Consider the following 18,237-nt stretch of genomic DNA (forward strand, 5'->3'; position numbering starts at 1 on the left):
CCAACAGCCCCAAACTCACCCTTTCGGCTGGTCTCACCTGGCCGAAAGGTGGATATGGCGGGCGCCGGGGCGGCGGAACCGGGTCTAGCCGCCGAGGCCGCCGACCCCCTTGGCGATCACCAACACCGAGATCACCAGGGCGGATGTCGACTCGATGCCCATCAGAATCTTGGCCCGGGTGGACAGGGGCATCGTGTCGGTCGGGCTGAACGCCGACGAATTGCTCAGCGACACGTACAGGTAGTCGACGATCGCCGGGACCCAATCACTGTTCTTGCTGGAGCCGGCCATCACCTCGTCGATCGCGTCGTGGTCCTCGTCCTGCGGGAACCGGAAGTCCGCCCGGGGCAGCCGTCCGCGGGGCAGATGGGTGCGGGCCACCGGTCCACCCCGGTCCAGTTCCCAGAAAGCCAGCCCGTACACGATCACGTTGGTCAGCCACACCTGGCCGGCGGCGATGAGCAGCTCGACGGCCTGCGAGTCGTCGGTGGTGACCAGCTGCCGCAGCAACAGCACCAGCGCGGCCGCGTTCGCCACCGCGATCAGGGCGACCAGGGTCAGCGCGGCGGCCCGCGCCCACGGGGTGTCCCGGGTCATCCGGCGCGGGTTGATGATGATCAGCGCGATCAGCAGCACGACCTCGAGAGCCGGGATGACCAGGCGCGGCCCGAGGATCAGCGGCTCGGGCAGCAACAGATAGAGAGCGATCGCCGCGACGACGACCAGCGCGGACGGAAGCCGCGCCTCGCCCCGCCGGGCCTTACCAGCCGTAACCACCGGCACAGCATGCCAGCCCGGAGCGCCGGCCACCCCTCGACCGGCACCGGCGGGCGGGCCGGTCAACGATCCGGGTGACCCTCGCGCAGCTCCCGCACCAGGGCGGAGACCACGGCCTTGAGACTGCCCTCGTTGGCCGCGGCCACCCGCAGCTGCCGCTGATAACTCGCGCCACCCTCGACGATGTCGCGCACCTGGGCCAGCTCGGCCACGCAGTCGAGCGACTCGGCGACCGGCGCCAGGATCGGCAGCAACCGGTCCAGGTCCTCGGCGACGAGCCGCTCGTCGCCGGCCGCGTTCTGGATGATGATGGCGTCCATGCCGTAGCGGGCGGTCCGCCACTTGTTCTCCCGGACGAACCATGGCTGCATCCGCGGCACGTCACGGCCGGCATCCAGCTCCCGGGAGAGATGCTCGACCAGGCACTGGGTCAGGGCGGCCAGGGCGCCGAGCTCGCGTGCGGTGCAGACGCCGTCGAACGTACGCACCTCGATCGTGCCCCACTTCGGCGACGGCCGGATGTCCCAGCGCAGCTCGGTCAGCTCCTCGATGACCCCGATGTGCAGCAGGTCGGCCGCCATCGCCTCGTACTGCGACCACTCGGTGAACTGCGGGGGCAGCCCCGCCGTCGGCAGCTGCTGGAACATCAGCGCCCGGTTGGAGGCGTAGCCGGTGTTCTCCCCCGCCCAGAACGGGCTCGACGCGCTGAGCGCCTGGAAGTGCGGCAGGTAGGTGAGCAGCCCGTCGATGATCGGCAGCACCTTGCGGCGGTCCTCGACCCCCACATGGATGTGTACGCCCCAGATCATCATCTGCCGGCCCCACCACCGGGTCCGGTCGATGAGGGTGTCGTAGCGCGGGTTGCCCGGCGTCACCTGCTGCTGGAACCACTGGCTGAACGGGTGCGTGCCGGACGAGATGAGGTCGACGCCCATCGGCTCGGCGAATGCGGCCGCCCGCTCGATCAGGCGGGTGAGGTCGGCCACCGCGTCCCGGGCCCGGCCGTGCGGCGCGCTGACGATCTCGATGGTGTTGGTGAGCAGTTCATTCGTGACGTGCGGGAAACCGTCGGCGGCGCCGATCCGGGCGAGCAGCTCGGGCGCGGCCGGACTCAGTTCGCCGCTGCGCCGGTCGACGCAGGCGATCTCCCACTCGATCCCCAGCCTCGATCGGAGCGACGGGGCGAAGTCGATCACGAGGTGCACTCTATCGGAGCGGCCCGCCCCGCCCGCCGCTCGGGACACCGGCCGATGCCGGTGCCCCCGGACGCGGTCACCCCTGGGCGGCTCCGCCGGGGGTGGCTCCGAGCAGGCCGGCCGGGTCGGACAGGACCATGTGCAGTGCCTTGGCCATCACTTCCGGGTCGAACGTCGAGGCGTGGAACACCGCGTCCAGGTGCAGCACCCCGTTCATCTCGGCGGTGCCCAGCGCGATGCCGTCCGGCTCGCAGAGGGTGGAGACGCTGATGTTGCGGCGCTCCGCCGGCTCGACCGCCCACGGCAGGTCCTTCAACATGTCGTGCCGGCCCTGGTGGCTGTAGGTGATCCGGGCCTGCGGCGCGGCCACGATCTCGCCCGGATAGGCCGGCGGCACGCCCTTCGACCGGCTGAGGAGAGTCTTGATCTCCTCGATCATCATCACCGTCAGGATGCGCGGGAAGCCCGTCTCGGCCTTGAGCACCCGGTCGATCGCCGCCGGATCGGTGGTGTCGCCGGGCGACAGCCACATGCCCATGCAGAAGTCGCTGTCGATCTTGACGTCGTTGGGCAGGAACCGGCGGGCGTCGGCGAGGAAGATCCCGCCGCCGAGGTTCGGGTCGACGCCGAGATCCCGCAGCGCGGCCGTGAACGCCGCGAACACGATCGCGGTCGTCGACACCCCCCGCGCGTGGACCTTGCGGAACTCACGGATCTTGCGCATGGCGTCGGCGGACCGGTCCGTACGCCAGGTGATGTCGGGTTTCCAGGGCCGCGTCGTCCCGGACCCGGCGCGGGGCGGACGGGGCAGACTCAGGCCCTGCTTCCAGTTCGCCCGTTTCGAGCCGATCTTCTCCCACCAGGCCCGCAGCAGCGCGCCCCGGTGCGGCTCGTAGGGCCGGACCGACGCGGCGCGGCCCTCCTCGGCGGCCTTGATCAGCTCGTGCAGCAGCACCAGCACCGGGCCGGCGTCGCCGTACGAGTGGGTGAACTTGATCGCCACGAAATCGGTGCCGACCATGATCCGCAGCGGGTGGTCGGTGCGCGCCTCGGACTGCAGCCGCAGGCTCGCCTCGAACATGTCGAGGTCGCCGGCGTCGGTCACGGAGCCCTCGACGAAGCGGGCGAATGCCGCGGCGTCCAGGTGACGCCACGTCGCCCGGGCCCGGTCGAGCCGGGACACCGCCCGGTGCGTGGGATCGTTGCGATGCAGGCCGATCAGGGCGCCGCGCACCCCGTCGACGGTGATGCCGGCAAGCGGGCCGACGGTGCGGATGTATTCGTACGGCAACCAGACACGCTCGCGAACGGTGAGCCGTGTACTGACGTTTGTGCTGGACAGATCTGCCTCCCCGGGGCTGATGCCGACGGCACATGATCGGCCCCCGGCGCGGTCCCGGGCCATCGCCCGACCAGCCGCCACCAGCGGACGAACGTTCCCGCGGGCCACCCATGAAGGCAAGAGCTGTCAGGTTCGGCAGCGAACCGGACGGGACAATTCACCGGTGACGAACGTGGGCCGGCGCCGGCGCCGGCCTGCTCGACCAGATCATCATCAGCATCGCCCCGGTCACCGACCCACCTGATCCCGAGCCCGATCAGCCACCCGCAAGACCCGATCCCGAGACCACAAAAACGACTCCTGTGCCGAAAAGGACCCGCTTCTCCTCGCCCCCGGAGACCACAACTTCCGGGCAAAGGGCTCTCCCACTCGACGGAGGGCCCCCATGCGGGTGATCCTGGCTGATGTCGGGCGCGAAGAGACGCACGGTCGGTGGGGAGCGGTTGAACCCGTGCGGGTACGAGTCGGGGCGGTCGACGGCGAGCCGGCCCGCTCCCTCGTTGAAGGTGGCCGTTGTCTCGAGTGGACCGCTGACACTGCGGGCAAGCCGGCGCGGGGCGTGCTCGGAGGGCCGCCTGTTCGGGCCGGTCGGGCGGCTGTTCGGCGGGGCGGACAGCGGGGCGGAGGCAGTCGGCTGCGTACCGGAATCATGACGGTTGTCGAAACAAAGCCCGCCCAGGAAACCCCCGGAATCGGGCGCGTAGCCTGCCCCGGGTGACATCCTGGTTCCACCGGCGCGACCACAATGTGTTCGTCAATGCCGGGACGCTGCTGATCTGTGGGCTGCTTACCGGAGTGGTGGCCGCGGCCGCCGCTTTCCCGGCCGCGGCTCTGTCCGGGCTCACGGTGAAGGCCGGCGAGAGTGCCTACAAGGCGCTGCCCAGCACGCTCACCGACTTCAGTTCGCCGCAGATCACCCGCATCTACGCGGCCGACGGCAAGACGCAGATCGCGGTCATGTACGACGAGTTCCGCAGCGACGTCCCGCTGGCGCAGATGTCGCCGAACGTGCGCAACGCGATCGTCGCGGCCGAGGACCGGAACTTCTACCGGCACAACGGCGTCGACCTCAAGGGCACGCTCCGCGCCCTGGTCAGCGACTCGAGCGGGGGCAGCAAGCAGGGTGCTTCGACGCTCACGATGCAATATGTGAGGTTGTCGCTGGAGTACAGCGCGACCGACCCGAAGGATGTCGTCGCCGCCTCCCAGGACACCCCCAAACGCAAGATCACCGAGATGAAGTACGCGTTGGACCTCGAGAAACAGCTCTCCAAGGAGCAGATCCTCGAGCGTTACCTGAACATCGCCCCGTTCGGCAACGGCGCGTACGGGATCTACGCCGCCAGCCAGATCTACTACAACAAGAACCCGAAGGACCTGGACGTCGCCGAGGCCGCCCTGCTCGCCGGTCTCGTCAAGGCGCCGACCAGCTTCAACCCCACCACCGCGAGCGGCTATCCGCAGGCCGTCGGCCGCCGCCAGTACGTTCTCGACGGCATGGTCACGACCGGCGCGATCACCCCGGCGCAGGAGCAGGCCGCGATGAAGGAGAAGGTCCCGCGTACGGTCCGCAAGACCGGCAACGGCTGCACCTCGGTGAGCAAGAACGAGTGGGGCTTCTTCTGCGACTACTTCACCCGGTGGTGGCTGCAGCAGGAGGCCTTCGGCTCGACCGTGTACGACCGGCAGCGGCGCCTCAACGACGGTGGTTACCGCATCGTCACCAGCATGGATCTGCGGGCCACCGAGGCCGCGCACGACCGGATCAGCGAGCGGATCTCGAAGAACAACAAGGACGCCCTGATGCTGGCCGCCGTGAAGCCGGGCACCGGTCAGGTGCTGGCTCTGGCCGCGAACCGCACCTACAGCCTCGACGAGTCGGGCAACCACGTCTCGTCCGATCCGAAGAAGGCGGCCCGCAATCTCAAGGGCACCTATCCCAACACCACCAATCCGATCATCAGCGGCGGTGGTGACGTCGACGGCTACCAGGCCGGTTCGACGTTCAAGATGTTCACCATGGTGACCGCGCTCAAGCAGGGCGTCCCGCTGAGCAAGACGATCAAGGCGGAAGTGCTGGCGAAGACCCACTACATCGTTGATCCGAGCAGCCCGGCCGCCTGTCCCGGCACGCACTTCTACTGTCCCGGCAACGCGGGCGAGAGCGAAGCCGGCACGTACAACATGTGGTCGGCGTTCGGGCATTCGGTGAACACCTACTTCGTGCCGCTCGAGGAGCAGGTCGGGGCACAGAACGTGGTGCAGACGGCCCGGGACTTCGGCATCCAGTTCCGCGCCTCCAACGATCAGGCGCTGGCCCAGCCGGGCAGTGCCGAGCAGTGGGGCGCGTTCACCCTCGGTGTCTCCGAGTCCACCCCGCTGGACCTGGCCAACGCGTACGCCACGCTGGCCGCCGACGGCCGGTACTGTTCGCTCACGCCGATCACCCAGATCCTCGACCAGGACGGCGCGAAGATCGACCTCGGCGCGCCGAGCTGCAAGCAGGTGGTGACCCCCCAGGTGGCCCGGCAGGCGGTCGACGCGGCCCGCTGCCCGGTCGGCGACTCGGCCCAGACCGGCGACTGCGGCGGCTCCGGCACCGCGCCGCAGGCCCGTGGCGAGGTCGGACATCCGGTCTTCGGCAAGACCGGCACGACCGACAGCTCCAAGACCGCCGCCCTGATCCTGGGCACCACCGACGTCGTGGTGGCGGGCTACCTGGCCGACCCGGACTGGCCGAACACCAGCCAGCACATGGATCACGGCACGGTCAATCCGGCGGTCTGGGACACGGTGGCCGACTACATGCGGGGCAAGCCGAGCGTGCAGTTCCCCAGCCCCTGATTCCTCAGGTCCGGGGCCCGGCTGCCGACCTACGGCCGTGGCCCTGATCAGACGGTTGACCGCGGCCGCCGTGCTGGCTTCGGCCGCCGCCGTGTCGCTGCCGGCCGCCACCGGCACCGACCCCCGGCCGACCGTCGCCACCATGCTGAGCTGGTCGAAGGGGACGTTCATCGACCCGCGGCTGCCCGCCGCGCGCTGGGTCGACGCGCACCCCGCGGACAGCCGCGCCGAGGCGGTCCGGACCGCGATCAGCAGCCGGCCGATGGCGCACTGGTTCACCGGCACCAGCGATCCCGACCTGGGGGCGGCGGTCACCGACTACACCCGGTCGGCCCAGGCCGCCGGCCAGGTCCCGGTTCTGGTCGCCTACAACCTGCCCGGCCGGGACGCCTGCGGCGCGGAGTCCGCCGGCGGGGCGGCCGGCCCGGCCGAGTACGAGGCCTGGATCACCACGTTCGCGGCGGCGATCGGCGTACGGCCCGCGATCGTCGTCCTGGAGCCGGACGCCCTCGGCGACTTCAGTTGCCTGACCGCGGCCCGGGTCGCCGACCGGCTGGCGCTGCTCGACACCGCGATCCGCACGCTGGCCGCGACGGCCCCGAGCACGTGGACCTATGTCGACGCCGGCCACGCCGACTGGATCGATCCGGCGACGATGGCCCAGCGGTTGCTGCGAGCCGGCGTCGCGCGCGCCCACGGTTTCTCGGTGAACGTCTCGAACTTCATCGGCACGACCGAGTCCCGCGGCTACGCCGAGAAGGTCCGGGCCGCCCTGGGACGACCGGCCGCGTACGTGATCGACACCAGCCGCAACGGCAACGGCGGCAACGGCCGGTGGTGCAACCCGGCCGGCCGCAAGCTGGGCCGCGCCGCCACGGCGGACCCGGCCGCCCTGGAACTCTGGATCGCCAACCCCGGCAACTCCGACGGCCGGTGCGGAGTCGCCCCCACCACCCGGGCCGGCGTCTTCGACCCGGCGTTGGCCCAGCGCCTGATCAGCGGACGATAGCCGCCGCTGCGCGGGGCCGGCTGTCTCAGGTGCGGTCGACCGGCGCGCGGTGGTCCAGTTCGGCGGTCAGGGTCGCGGCGCTTCGCTCACTCATCGGGGCACCCCTAGCGCGTGAATACTCTGTCACCTCCTGACCCCTTCTGGCGACGGGACCCCGTCCGGAGGACTGGACGAGCCGAGGTCCGGTCTTGTAACTTCCTGCTGTCCGTGACAAGGCCCGAGGAGGTGAGACCCATGAGCGCAGTTGCGATGTGGGTGCTCCCCCAGCCGTCACGGCCGGGCGACTGACGCAGGTGTCGCCGGGAGCGCCTAGCTGACAAGGCACTCCTGAAAGGCCACACCATGTTCGACGTGATCATTGCCGGATGCGGACCGGCCGGCGCCATGCTGGCCGCCGAGCTCCGGCTGCATGATGTCCGAGTTCTCGTCCTGGAGAAGGAAACCGAGCCCGTCTCCGCCGTCCGCATCGTCGGGCTGCACATCCGCAGCCTCGAGCTGCTGGCGATGCGGGGATTGCTGGAGCGCATGCTCGAACGGGGCCGCAAGCGGCCGGCCGGCGCCTACTTCGCCGCCATCGACCGGCCCGCGCCCGCCGGCCTCGATCCCGCGTACGCCTATCTGCTCGGTATTCCGCAGTCGGTCGTCGTCCAGCTGCTCGAGGAACACGCGGTCGCCTCGGGCGCGCGGGTGCGGCACGGCTGCGTGGTGGCCGGCCTGACGCAGGACGACGACGGCGTGACCGTCGAGCTGAGCGACGGCGAGAAGCTGCGTTCGCGCTATCTGGTCGGTTGTGACGGCGCGCGCAGCACGGTACGCAAGCGGCTCGGCGTCGGCTTCCCCGGCGAGCCGGCGCGCACCGAGACCCTGATGGGCGAGATGGGGGCGCAGACGCCGCCGGCGGAGATCGCCGCCGCGGTGGCCGAGATCCGCGAGACCGACAAGCGGTTCGTCTTCGGGCCGGCCGGGCCCGGGGTCTATCGCGTCATCGTGCCCGCCGCGGGCCTCAGCGACCGCGCGGAGCCGCCCACTCTCGACGATTTCGCCCGGGAGCTACGCGCCGTCGCCGGAACCGACTTCGGCGTGCACTCCCCGCGCTGGATGTCCCGCTTCGGCGACGCCACCCGGCTGGCCGAACGCTATCGGGTGGGGCGGGTGCTGCTGGCCGGCGACGCCGCGCACATCCACCCGCCGATCGGCGGGCAGGGACTCAATCTGGGTCTGCAGGACGCGGTCAACCTCGGCTGGAAACTGGCCGCTCGGGTCCGCGGGTGGGCGCCGGACTCGTTGCTCGACACCTATCCGGCCGAACGCCGCCCGGTGGCCGAGGAGGTGCTCGACAACACCCGTGCCCAGACGGAACTGCTGTCCGACGGGCCGGGACCGCGGGCGGTGCGCCGGCTGCTCACCGCGCTGATGGACTTCGACGAGGTGAACCGCTATCTGCTGGAGAGGATCACGGCGATCGCCATCCGGTACGACTTCGGCGACGGTCCCGACCTGCTCGGCCGCCGGCTGCCCGACCTCGACCTGACGCGGGGCCGCCTCTACGGCCTGCTGCACCGCGGCCGTGGCCTGCTGCTCGACCGCACCGGACGACTGACCACCGGCGGCTGGGCGGACCGGGTCGACCACCTCGCCGACCCGGCCGCCGCGCTCGAGGCGCCGGCCGTGCTGCTGCGCCCGGACGGCCACGTCGCCTGGATCGGCGACGATCAGCGGGAGCTGGACGCCCGGCTCGCCCACTGGTTCGGCGAGCCGGGCTGACCGGCCCGGCCGGGGTGCCCGGCGCTCAGCGGTGCCGCACGGCCAGGCGGATCTCGGTGCGCACCGCGGGCGGGCCGTCCGTCGGCGCCGGGTCCGCCGGCGTCGGGGTGATCCCGCCCGCCGCGATCCGGTCGAGGGTGTCCAGGCCGGCCGGCTCGACCCGACCGAAGATCGTGTAGTTCGGGCGCAGCGCGGAGTCGGCATAGACCAGGAAGAACTGGCTGCCGTTGGTGTCCGGGCCGGCGTTGGCCATGGCGAGCACGCCGCGGGCGTAGACCTTGCGCTCGCCGGTCGGGTCGGTGGGGGCGGGCGGCAGACCGGTCGGCAGCTCGTCGCGGTAGCGGTAGCCGGGCCCGCCCTCGCCGGTGCCCGTCGGGTCACCGCACTGCAGAACCGACAGCGTCGGGTACGCGGTGAGCCGGTGGCAGATCGTCCGGTCGTAGAACCGCTGCCGCACCAGGTGCAGGAAGCTCTGCACCGTGCACGGGGCCGGCGCCCGGTCGAGCAGCACCGGGATCGCCCCCAGGTTGGTGTGCAGCACCACCTCGGCCGTGCCCCGGGCGGGCGTGTGCCGGGGATCGCGGGGCAGCGGGACGGGCCGGGCGGCCGGCTCGTCGGGGGTCGGCGTGTAGGCGCACGGGCCGGCGGTCGGATCGGCCGGCCCGGCCGCGGACGCCGGCGTGGCGACGGTGAGGCCGAGCCCCGCGATGAGGACGAGCACGCTCAGATGCTTGAACATTCCCCCGGGTCTAATCGAGATGAGTGGATACGTCAAGGCCGTGGCCGGAGCAGCGTGATGCGGGCGGCGCCCAGCTCGGTCACGTACAGGTTGCCGGTGGCCTGGTCCTCGGTGACGTCCAGGGGCTGACTGAAACCGGTCAGGCCGGTGATCCCGGTGGTGCGGTTGGCCAGTGCGCCGGTGGCCGCCACGTCGAAGACCTCGATGTCCTGGCCGTCGGAGTAGCGGACCACCAGCAGCTTGCCGTCCAGCGCCCCGCCGCGGTATTCGATCGCCCCGTCGGCCGAGGCGTGCAGACCCGCGTCATAGGTGCCGGCCAGGTCGAAGTTGGCGTCCGGCAGGGTGCCGACCGGGTAGGCGCCCACCTCGTACGGGTCGGCGGCGGCCGTCGGATTGCCGCCGGCCAGCACCCATTCGCAGCGCACCGGGTTGGGGTGGCCGTAGTAGCGACCGGCCCGTACGTCGAAGACGTAGTCGGTCTCGGCGGTCGGCACGCCGGTGAGGCCCGGCACCGCCGGTCCGGTGTAGCCGCGGCGCGCACACGACGCCGGGAGGGTGGCCGGGGTCGCCGGGGTGCTTCCGCCGGCCGCCGAGCCGTTCGTCGGGGCGTACAGATGACCGTTGTGGTGCCAGACCAGATCGAACGCGTTGCGGACGCCGGTGGCGTACAGGGTCAGCGGCGCGGTCACGGCGTACGGGTCGTAGGTGCCGCCGTCCTCGGTCTTGACGTTCAGCGCAAGCGTGGCCGGCAGGCGGGCCGGGTCGAGGCGCAGGACGGCCGCGCTGAGCAGCCGTTCCGGCCGGTTCCCCCAGGTGGAGTCGGCGGCACCCATCGCGTTGTCGGCGCCCTGCGACAGATAGAGCGCGCCGTCCGGTCCGAACGCGAGCGAGTTGGTCTCGTGGTCCTTCACCGAGCGCGGCAGGCCGACCACCATCGGCGTGTAGGTGCTCAGGTCGGGCCCGGACAACCGGCCGACGCGGCCGGACCAGTCGGGCACGTCGAGCGGCCCGACGTACTGGTAGTTGTCGGTGACCCAGAGGATCGGCGCGGCCGCGGTGGACGCCGGGTCGAAGGCCATCCCGATGATGGTGCGGGCGGGGGCGCCGGGCAGGCCGCGGGCGGCGGCGTCGGAGCGTACGGTGCTGATGACCGACGCCGTGCCGAGCGTGCCGTCGGGGTTGATCGGGAAGCGGAACAGCCGCCCGTCGAGGGTGCCCGCGTAGAGAAGCCCGTCCGGGCCCTTGACCACGCTGGTGAACGACGCGCCGGTGGCCACCCCGGTGACCTTGTCGAACGCGGCCGGCCCACCGGTGCCGCTCCCGGTGCCGGTGGTGAAGACCATCGAGTACGGGGCGAACGGCTTGCCGGTCACGTCGGTGACGCCGCTGGTGACGGTGAAGCGGTAGGCGGTGTTCGCGGCCAGCGGGGCGGTCGGGGACAGGTTGATGACGTCTCCCCCACCGCTGGTGAGCACGGTGGCCGGGACCGCCGCCCCGGTGTCGAGCCGGGTCAGCGTCACTGTCGAGCCGGTCAGCGAGGCCGCCCGGACGCCACCGCCGGGCAGGACGAGGTCTTCGACGACACTGGCGGTCAACGGCACCCCGGTCGCGCCGTTGGCCGGTGAGCTGGTGCGTACGGCCGGGATCGTGGCACCGCCCGGCACCTCGGCGATGTCGGCGTACGCGAACTTGGTGTTGGTGCCGCCGGCCGGGCTGATCGTCAACCGGCCGTCGGTGACCCGCACCGTGCGGGTGGCGGTGGCGAACCTCGCGGCGGCGGTCGGCCGGAACGCCGCGATCGCGTTCTGGTCCTCGATGCCGACCCAGTGGACACTGTCGACGGCCGGGCCCGCGTCGCCGACCGCGACCGTCACCGTGTAGAGCCCCGCGGGCACGGCGGCCTCCCAGCGGCCGGGGGTGCTCACCCCGAGCGCGCCGGCCGGCAGCTGCGCGTGCACGAAGGTGGCCAGCCGCGGATCGGCCTGCGCGGCGGCCGGGTTGCGGTTGCGGCCGTTGCCGGTGAGGTCGACCGGGGTGCCCTCGCCGAGATCGACCCAGCCGTAACCGCGGGTGGCGGTGAAGGCGGCCCCGGAGTCGCGCAGATAACCCGCGGCGGGGTCGGTGGCCGCGTCGGAGAAGTCGACGTTCAGCGCGAAGTCGGCGGTGACCCGGCTGATCTCGACGTAGTTCAGCTTGGTGTTGGTGCCGGCGGCGGCGACGGTCAGCCGCCCGTCGGTCACCGTGACGGTAGTGGTGGCCTGCCGGAATTCGGCCGCGGCGGTGGACACGAAACCGTCGATCGCCCGGATGCCCTCGACGTCGACGGTGTTCCGGCTGTCGTACGGCGCCTGGTCCCCGGCCGACACCGTGACCTGGTAGGTGCCGTCGGCCACGGCGTACTCCCAGGCGCCCGGGGTGAGCACGCCGTTGGTGCCGCCGACATCGCCGTACTGGAGGTGGATCAGGGTGTTGAGGCGGGCGTCGACGCCGGTGCGGGCCCGGTCGCGGGTGTTGCGGGTCAGGTCGAGCGGCGTGCTCGTGCCCTGGCGCACCCAGCCCCACCCGCGGGCGTCGGTGAAGGCGGCACCGGTGTCGGCGACGTAGCCGCTCGGGACGGCGCTCGCGGCCGGCTGGAAGTTGACCTTGGTGAGGGCGGTGACGGCGGCGTGCGCGGGGGTGGCCACGGCGATCGGGAGCATGAGCAGGGCGAGGGTCAACGTCAGTCGACGGCGCATGCCGCCCAACGTCGCACGTCGATCGGCCGATGACTGTCGGCTGCGCGACGCAATCAGCGCGTGAACATCTCGACCAGCCGAGCCAGTCGCTGTTCCTGCAGCTCACGGGGCAGACGGCGGCCCCGGGTGAGGGTGACGAGGCCGTGCAGAGCACTCCACAGCACCTCGGTGAGCACGTCGTCGCCGGCCTCGCCGGCGCCCACGACCCGGCGCAGCTGGTCGAAGCCGTCCCGCAGCGCCGGCGGTGTCTCGTCGGTGGCGAACGGCAGGTCGACAGCCCGGCTGAACATCGCGTCGTAGAGCGCCGGCGATCGCTCGGCGAAGTCGAGGTAGGCGGCGGCGACGGCGGCCAGCCCGGACCGGGTGCGCAGCTCGTCGGCGAGTTCGGCGAAGCCCTGCAGCGCGACGGCGGCCATGATGGCGTCCTTGCCCGCGAAGTGGGTGTAGAGGACGGGCTGGCTGTATTCAACGCGCTCGGCCAGCCGCCGGGTGGTGACCCCCTCCCAGCCGTCGCTCTCGGCCAGCTCCCGGGCCGCCGCGATGATCAACCGTTCCCGCTCCGCGTGGTCGCGTTGGCGCCGTGCCTGTGCCGTCATGCGCCCACTCTAGCAGCGCTAGCCGAACTGTCAGCGCTATGCTAGCGTCGGCAGCAGATCTAGCACTGCTAGCACACTGGAGTGGACATGCTCACCGGTCTCGCCTATGGACTCGCGATCGCCCTCGACCTCTTCATCCTCTACATCGGCATCCGCTTCCTCAGCCGCCCCGAGCAGGCCGCGGCCGGCTACGGCGTCCCCTCGCCGCGCTCGGCCTACCTCAGCGTCAAAGGAGTGCGGGACGCCGCCTACGGCATCGTCGGCCTGTGCCTGCTGTTCTTCGCGGGCGTCACGGCCGAGGCCTGGTTCATGCTCGCGGTCGCCCTCGTGCCGCTCGGCGACATGGTCATCGTGCTGCGCAACGGCGGCACGAGAGCGGTCGCGTTCGGCATCCACCTCGCCACCGCCGCGATCGTCCTGCTCAGTGCCGCGCTCCTGGTCGCCGCCTGACGCGGCCGGCCGGGTCAGCAGCCTTGCGTTTATGACATAAACACATTCTTCGTCCGCCTACTTCTCCTCGGTGAGCCGGGCCGGTCGGCGGCGGCGTGGAAGGAGCAGGGCCACGCGGTCGAGCAGAGCCTCCAGGGCCTGTTCGAAATCGCCGGCGGCGGCGTCCACGGACAGGTGCGGCTCGAGCCGCTGGAGGATCGGATAGCGACTGAGGTCCCCGGTCGGGGCCACGTCGGGCTCCTCCACCGGCCCGGTCACCACGCCGCGGGCGGACACCTCGAGCAGCAGGTAGCCGAGCAGGAAGCTGCTGAACGCCCGGTAGACGGCGGCGGCGCTCTCGTCGGAGAAGCCGGCGTCGGTCAACACCTCGAGCAGCGACTCGATCCAGCGCAGGCTGCGCAGCGGCGGGCGCACCCAGGGAGCGGCCGGCGGGCGGGTCGCCACCAGCGGGAACACCTCCGGGTGGGCGAGAGCGATGCGGCGCTGGCCGTGCGCCAGGCGCTGGAGGTAGTCGACCCAGCCGGCGTGCGCCCGCAGGTGCACCTCGGGGTCGCTGAACATCTCGTCGACGACCGCCTCGACCACGCCGTCGAGCAGTGCCTCCCGGCCGGGAACGTACCGGTAGAGCGCCATGCCGTCGACCCCGAGACAGGCGCCCAGCCGCTGCATGGTCAGCATGCGCAGACCGTTCTCGTCGATGAACCGCACCGCCGCGTCGATGATGCGCCGCTGGTCCAGCCCGGCCCGCCCGGAGCCCGTGACCTGTTCGCCACGCTCCGCCATGCCGCCTCCCGCGCGCTGTGTGCCGTCAAGAACCGCACAAGCCTCCCACAGCCCGACGGCCCCGTACCGCCGCCTTTTTCCTCCTTCCGTTTACCACATAAACGGAGCCGGAAAATGGTCACCGCGATCGCGATTGAGAAAGCAATCGGGTGGGGATTCCAGCGACGCACCCAGGCCCTGGCAGGAGGCACATGATGAGCGCTGGACGTGAACCCGACCGCGACGCGGTCGCCAGCACCAGGACCGGCGACGACAAGCCGTACGATCTGTCGGCGCCCGGCCCGGACGCCGGCCCGGACAATCCCGCGCAGCTCAAGGGCACCGGGGTGGTCGCCGCGGTGAAGCGCACCGTCAAGCAGTTCTCGGAGGACAACCTCACCGACTGGGCGGCCGCGCTCACCTATTACGGCGTGCTGTCCATCTTCCCCGGCCTGCTGGTGATCGTCTCGCTGCTGGGCATGCTCAGCAGCGACGGCGAGGCGACCGTCAAGGACGCGGTGCACGAACTCGCCCCCAACCCCCAGCTGCAGGAACTGGTCGGCACCGTCCTCGACCAGGTGAAGGACCCGGGCGCGGCGGGCCTCGCCGCGATCATCGGCATCGTGGTGGCGTTCTGGTCGGCGTCGGGCTACGTCGCGGCGTTCATGCGGGCCTCCAACGCCGTCTACGACGTGCCGGAGGGGCGGCCGATCTGGAAGACCCTGCCGATCCGCGTCGGGGTGACCGGGGTGATCGGCGTCATGCTGGTCATCTCGGCCGCCATCGTCATCTTCACCGGGGACCTCGCCGAGATCGTCGGCGACAAGATCGGCCTCGGCTCGGCCGCCGTGCTGACCTGGAACATCGTCAAGTGGCCGGTGCTGCTGATGCTCGTCAGCCTGATGTTCGCGATCCTCTACTGGGCGTCACCGAACGCCAAGACCGGCGGGTTCCGCTGGGTCAGCCCGGGCGGCATCCTCGCCGTCGTGCTGTGGATCGTGGCGTCCATCGCGTTCGCGATCTACCTGGCCAACTTCGCCAACTACAACAAGACCTACGGCACCGTCGGCGGCGTGATCGCCTTCCTGGTCTGGATGTGGATCAGCAACATCGCCATCCTGCTGGGCGCCGAGTTCGACGCCGAGCTCGAGCGCGGCCGGGCCATCGCGGCCGGGCACGACCCGACCGACGAGCCCTTCCTCGAACTGCGGGACGACCGCAAGATCAAGAAGGGCAGCGAGCAGGGCTTGAGTACGAATTGAGCACCCGCCCCGCCCGGTCTGGTTGAATCGGCGGCCGGGCCGGTGGTCAGCCGGCCGGGAAGAAGGTCACGGTGAGTGCGCTCGACGCGATGCGGCAGCTGATCCGGCAGGGATACCGGGCCCGCCCCGAAGATCTCGCCGACATGGCCATGCAGGCCGCCCCGCTCCTCGGCGTCACCGCGCTGATCATCTACGTCGTGGATCACCAGCAGCGTGAGCTCCTCCCGCTGCTGGGTTCCTCGTTGCCGGTGAGCGAGACCACCGTCATCGACGGCACCCTCGCCGGGCGCGCCTACAGCACCCTGACCGCCGTACGCGGCTCGCAGGACAGCGGCGAGCAGGTCGTGTGGGTGCCCCTGCTCGACGGCAGCGAGCGCATGGGTGTCCTGCAGGTGATCGCCGACCGGCCGCTGAGCGACGAGGCGGTCGACGACTGCGCCACCGTCGCCGCCTTGGTCGGGGAACTGGTCGTCACCTGTGACCTCTACAGCGACACCATCGAACGGCGCCGGCGGCGGGAGCCGATGCAGCTGGCCGCCGAGATGCTGCGCGCTCAGCTGCCGCCGCTGACGTTCGCGACCGGCCGCACCGTCATCGCCGGCATCCTCGAACCCTGTTACGACGTCGGCGGCGACGCGTTCGACTACGCCGTCAACGGCGACACCGCCCACCTCGCCCTGTTCGACGCCGTCGGGCACGGGTCCAAGGGCGGCATGCGGGCCGTCATCCTCGCCTCGATCGCCATCGCCGCCTACCGCAACGCCCGCCGCACCGGGATGGACCTCACCGCGACCTACCACGAGATCGACGACGCCGTCCGCAGCCACGACCGCACCGGCATGATCACCGCGGTGCTGGCCGAGCTGAACCAGGACACCGGCATCCTGCAGGTCATCTCGGCCGGCCACCCCGGCGGCATCGTGCTGCGCCGGGGCCGGGTGGTGAGCGTGCTGCCGTCGCCCACCGCCCTGCCGGTGACCCTCGGGCACCACCGGCCGCCACTGATCGTCAAGGAGGCCCTCGAACCCGGCGACCAGGTGCTGCTCTACACCGACGGCATCACCGAGGCCCGCGACGCCGACGGCAACCCGTTCGGCCTCGACCGGCTCATCGACTTCGCCCAGCGGGCCCTCGCCGACCACCTGCCGGCCGCCGAGACGACCCGCCGGCTCGTGCACGCCATCCTCGAACACCAGGACGACCGCCTGCAGGACGACGCCACCGTCCTGCTCCTGCAGTGGCTCAGCGGCCCCTGACTAGGAAGGCCCCGGGCGGGTCCCCGACGGTTGCCGGGCGGTGCCCGGCAACCGTGGCGCGGGACATCGGCGGCGAGCAATTACGGCCAGATCAGCGCCGCCCAGCCACGCCCTGACGAGTCAGGCGCCGATCACTTCTTCGGTCAGTTGCCAGGTTTAACCATTAAAGTAATAATAGCCCGACTTGTCCGGTTTTGGTGTATTGATTTGAGGTCCGGTGCGACTGACACCTTTCGCCACCTTCGCCGTGTGCCTGATGCTGACCGCCGGCGTGCTCACGCCGACGACCGCCGCCGAGGCCGGCACGGCACGGACCGCCGCGTGCGAGTTCGTGCCGGCCGACGACGACGCGGCCGGCCCGCATGCGCCCGCCCCGGTCGACCGGTTCCGGACGCGTGCCGCGGTGCCGGCCCACGCGATCGCCTTCACCAGCCCCGACGGCTTCGGCGGACGCGAGTACATCCTCGGCCCGCCGAACGGGACCTGCGTCGCGCACGGCGGCCTGGATCAGGACTTCGCCCAGCGGATCACGGTGCCCGGCCACCACAAACCGGCGTTCGAACAGGTCTTCGGCGCCGGCGGCGACTACCAGCTGCGGTACGGCTGCCGCTACCTGCCGGTGATCCGCCGGTTCGCCGCTCCCGGCGACTGTCCGGCGCTGCCGCCCACCGAGCACGTCCAACTCGTCGACACCGGCCTGGCCACGATGCCCGCCGCGCTGGTCCGGGTCGAGCCGGAGGTGGCCGACCCGCAACTGAGCACGACCGGGACCGACCCGGTCCTGGCCGTGGTGCTCGCCTTCGACCTCGGCGGCGACAAGGCCGACCCGTCTTACCGGGCCGTCACGACGTCCTTCGCCGACTGCCGGTCGACCGCCGCGACCACCGACCTCTGCATCGCGTCGCTGCAGGTGTTCGTCGACGAGGCGATCGCCTTCCAGCGCAAGTACGTCGATTTCCCGGTCACCGGCGACCCCGGTGCGAAGATCCGCCGGGCGCTGGCGGGGCAGAGCTAGCCTGCGGGTCATGCCCAGCTTCGAGATCACCTCGATCGGTACGGTCCGCAACGAGCGTACGGATGTGCAGAACACCGACAACTGGGGTGCCGTCCGCAGCACGATCACCATCGACGAGCGCTTCGGCGAGACGTGCATGCAGGGCCTCGACGGTTTCTCGCACGTGGAGGTCCTGTTCGTCTTCGACCGGTTCCCGGCCGGCGGCGATCACCATGAACCGCAGCCCTATCGTGGCCGCCCCGACCTGCCGCCCGTGGGCGTGTTCGCCGGGCGCGGTCCCCGCCGGCCCAACCGCATCGGGGTGACCTGCTGCGCCGTGGAGTCGGTACGAGGTCGCGAGTTGACGGTGGTCGGCCTGGACGCGATCACCGGCACCCCGGTCATCGACGTCAAGCCGGTGATCGTGGAGTTCCTGCCGGTGGGGGTGACGCAGCCGGAGTGGGTCGGTGGCCTGATGGCGCAGTACTTCGAACCGTAGGACCGGGCCCGG

General features: G+C 71.3%; 15 protein-coding genes. 8 read left to right on the plus strand and 7 right to left on the minus strand.

The genetic code is table 11. The annotated features are described in order from the left end of the window. Nucleotides 1–84: 84 nt before the first annotated feature. The 3 genes from Afe05nite_RS22300 to Afe05nite_RS22310 form a co-directional block, all read right to left on the minus strand. A complete protein-coding gene (locus Afe05nite_RS22300; RefSeq protein ID WP_203819113.1) occupies nucleotides 85–777 on the minus strand; it encodes a hypothetical protein in 693 nt (230 codons plus the stop codon). A 62-nt stretch (nucleotides 778–839) separates the two neighbouring features. Then, nucleotides 840–1,973: a glutamate--cysteine ligase gene (locus Afe05nite_RS22305; protein ID WP_239118083.1), complete on the minus strand. Its 1,134-nt coding sequence runs from the start codon at nucleotides 1,971–1,973 to the stop codon at nucleotides 840–842. Nucleotides 1,974–2,049: 76 nt separating this feature from the next. After that, nucleotides 2,050–3,264 carry a hypothetical protein gene (locus Afe05nite_RS22310; RefSeq protein WP_203819115.1) on the minus strand — a complete coding sequence of 405 codons (1,215 nt, stop codon included), beginning with the start codon at nucleotides 3,262–3,264 and terminating at the stop codon, nucleotides 2,050–2,052. Between the two features lie 765 nt (nucleotides 3,265–4,029). Here Afe05nite_RS22310 and Afe05nite_RS22315 point away from each other — a divergent pair. From Afe05nite_RS22315 to Afe05nite_RS22325, 3 genes are all read left to right on the plus strand, one after another. Beyond that, nucleotides 4,030–6,159: a transglycosylase domain-containing protein gene (locus Afe05nite_RS22315; RefSeq protein WP_239118084.1), complete on the plus strand. Its 2,130-nt coding sequence runs from the start codon at nucleotides 4,030–4,032 to the stop codon at nucleotides 6,157–6,159. A gap of 37 nt (nucleotides 6,160–6,196) precedes the next feature. Then, a complete protein-coding gene (locus tag Afe05nite_RS22320; RefSeq protein WP_239118085.1) occupies nucleotides 6,197–7,168 on the plus strand; it encodes a glycoside hydrolase family 6 protein in 972 nt (323 codons plus the stop codon). 342 nt (nucleotides 7,169–7,510) lie between these two features. Next, nucleotides 7,511–8,932 (plus strand): FAD-dependent monooxygenase, encoded by a 1,422-nt coding sequence (locus Afe05nite_RS22325; protein WP_203819116.1) that lies wholly within the window; start codon nucleotides 7,511–7,513, stop codon nucleotides 8,930–8,932. A gap of 25 nt (nucleotides 8,933–8,957) precedes the next feature. On the opposite strand, the gene Afe05nite_RS22330 is transcribed toward Afe05nite_RS22325, so the two are convergent. The 3 genes from Afe05nite_RS22330 to Afe05nite_RS22340 are packed head-to-tail and all read right to left on the minus strand — an operon-like array spanning nucleotide 8,958 to nucleotide 13,002. Next, entirely contained in the window at nucleotides 8,958–9,671 is a 714-nt protein-coding gene (locus tag Afe05nite_RS22330; protein WP_203819117.1) for a peptidylprolyl isomerase, read from the minus strand. Nucleotides 9,672–9,703: 32 nt separating this feature from the next. Beyond that, the gene (locus Afe05nite_RS22335) at nucleotides 9,704–12,406 is read right to left on the minus strand and encodes a PQQ-dependent sugar dehydrogenase (protein ID WP_203819118.1); all 2,703 of its coding nucleotides are present in this window, start codon (nucleotides 12,404–12,406) and stop codon (nucleotides 9,704–9,706) included. Between the two features lie 53 nt (nucleotides 12,407–12,459). Further along, nucleotides 12,460–13,002 carry a TetR/AcrR family transcriptional regulator gene (locus tag Afe05nite_RS22340; protein ID WP_203819119.1) on the minus strand — a complete coding sequence of 181 codons (543 nt, stop codon included), beginning with the start codon at nucleotides 13,000–13,002 and terminating at the stop codon, nucleotides 12,460–12,462. Between the two features lie 87 nt (nucleotides 13,003–13,089). Between Afe05nite_RS22340 and Afe05nite_RS22345 the strand changes: the two genes are divergently transcribed. Continuing rightward, nucleotides 13,090–13,452 carry a DUF4267 domain-containing protein gene (locus tag Afe05nite_RS22345; protein ID WP_203819120.1) on the plus strand — a complete coding sequence of 121 codons (363 nt, stop codon included), beginning with the start codon at nucleotides 13,090–13,092 and terminating at the stop codon, nucleotides 13,450–13,452. A 57-nt stretch (nucleotides 13,453–13,509) separates the two neighbouring features. On the opposite strand, the gene Afe05nite_RS22350 is transcribed toward Afe05nite_RS22345, so the two are convergent. After that, nucleotides 13,510–14,235 (minus strand): TetR/AcrR family transcriptional regulator, encoded by a 726-nt coding sequence (locus tag Afe05nite_RS22350; protein ID WP_239118086.1) that lies wholly within the window; start codon nucleotides 14,233–14,235, stop codon nucleotides 13,510–13,512. 194 nt (nucleotides 14,236–14,429) lie between these two features. Between Afe05nite_RS22350 and Afe05nite_RS22355 the strand changes: the two genes are divergently transcribed. From Afe05nite_RS22355 to Afe05nite_RS22370, 4 genes are all read left to right on the plus strand, one after another. Then, nucleotides 14,430–15,476, plus strand: a complete 1,047-nt coding sequence (locus Afe05nite_RS22355) for a YihY/virulence factor BrkB family protein (protein ID WP_239118087.1) — start codon at nucleotides 14,430–14,432, stop codon at nucleotides 15,474–15,476. 71 nt (nucleotides 15,477–15,547) lie between these two features. Next, a complete protein-coding gene (locus Afe05nite_RS22360) occupies nucleotides 15,548–16,732 on the plus strand; it encodes a PP2C family protein-serine/threonine phosphatase (RefSeq protein ID WP_203819122.1) in 1,185 nt (394 codons plus the stop codon). Between the two features lie 217 nt (nucleotides 16,733–16,949). Beyond that, nucleotides 16,950–17,747 carry a hypothetical protein gene (locus tag Afe05nite_RS22365; RefSeq protein WP_203819123.1) on the plus strand — a complete coding sequence of 266 codons (798 nt, stop codon included), beginning with the start codon at nucleotides 16,950–16,952 and terminating at the stop codon, nucleotides 17,745–17,747. A gap of 10 nt (nucleotides 17,748–17,757) precedes the next feature. After that, on the plus strand, nucleotides 17,758–18,225 hold the full coding sequence (locus tag Afe05nite_RS22370) for an SAM-dependent methyltransferase (RefSeq protein ID WP_203819124.1): 468 nt from the start codon (nucleotides 17,758–17,760) through the stop codon (nucleotides 18,223–18,225). The last annotated feature ends 12 nt before the right edge of the window (nucleotides 18,226–18,237 follow it).

It is taken from the genome of Paractinoplanes ferrugineus, from assembly GCF_016862195.1.
GTDB classification, from domain to species: Bacteria; Actinomycetota; Actinomycetes; order Mycobacteriales; family Micromonosporaceae; genus Actinoplanes; species Actinoplanes ferrugineus.

Coding starts and splice junctions, on each gene's coding strand:
- Afe05nite_RS22345 (WP_203819120.1), top strand. CDS start 13,090: ATGCTCACCGGTCTCGCCTATGGACTCGCGATCGCCCTCGACCTCTTC.
- Afe05nite_RS22350 (WP_239118086.1), bottom strand. CDS start 14,235: ATGGCGGAGCGTGGCGAACAGGTCACGGGCTCCGGGCGGGCCGGGCTG.
- Afe05nite_RS22340 (WP_203819119.1), bottom strand. CDS start 13,002: ATGACGGCACAGGCACGGCGCCAACGCGACCACGCGGAGCGGGAACGG.
- Afe05nite_RS22335 (WP_203819118.1), bottom strand. CDS start 12,406: ATGCGCCGTCGACTGACGTTGACCCTCGCCCTGCTCATGCTCCCGATC.
- Afe05nite_RS22355 (WP_239118087.1), top strand. CDS start 14,430: ATGAGCGCTGGACGTGAACCCGACCGCGACGCGGTCGCCAGCACCAGG.
- Afe05nite_RS22370 (WP_203819124.1), top strand. CDS start 17,758: ATGCCCAGCTTCGAGATCACCTCGATCGGTACGGTCCGCAACGAGCGT.
- Afe05nite_RS22325 (WP_203819116.1), top strand. CDS start 7,511: ATGTTCGACGTGATCATTGCCGGATGCGGACCGGCCGGCGCCATGCTG.
- Afe05nite_RS22330 (WP_203819117.1), bottom strand. CDS start 9,671: ATGTTCAAGCATCTGAGCGTGCTCGTCCTCATCGCGGGGCTCGGCCTC.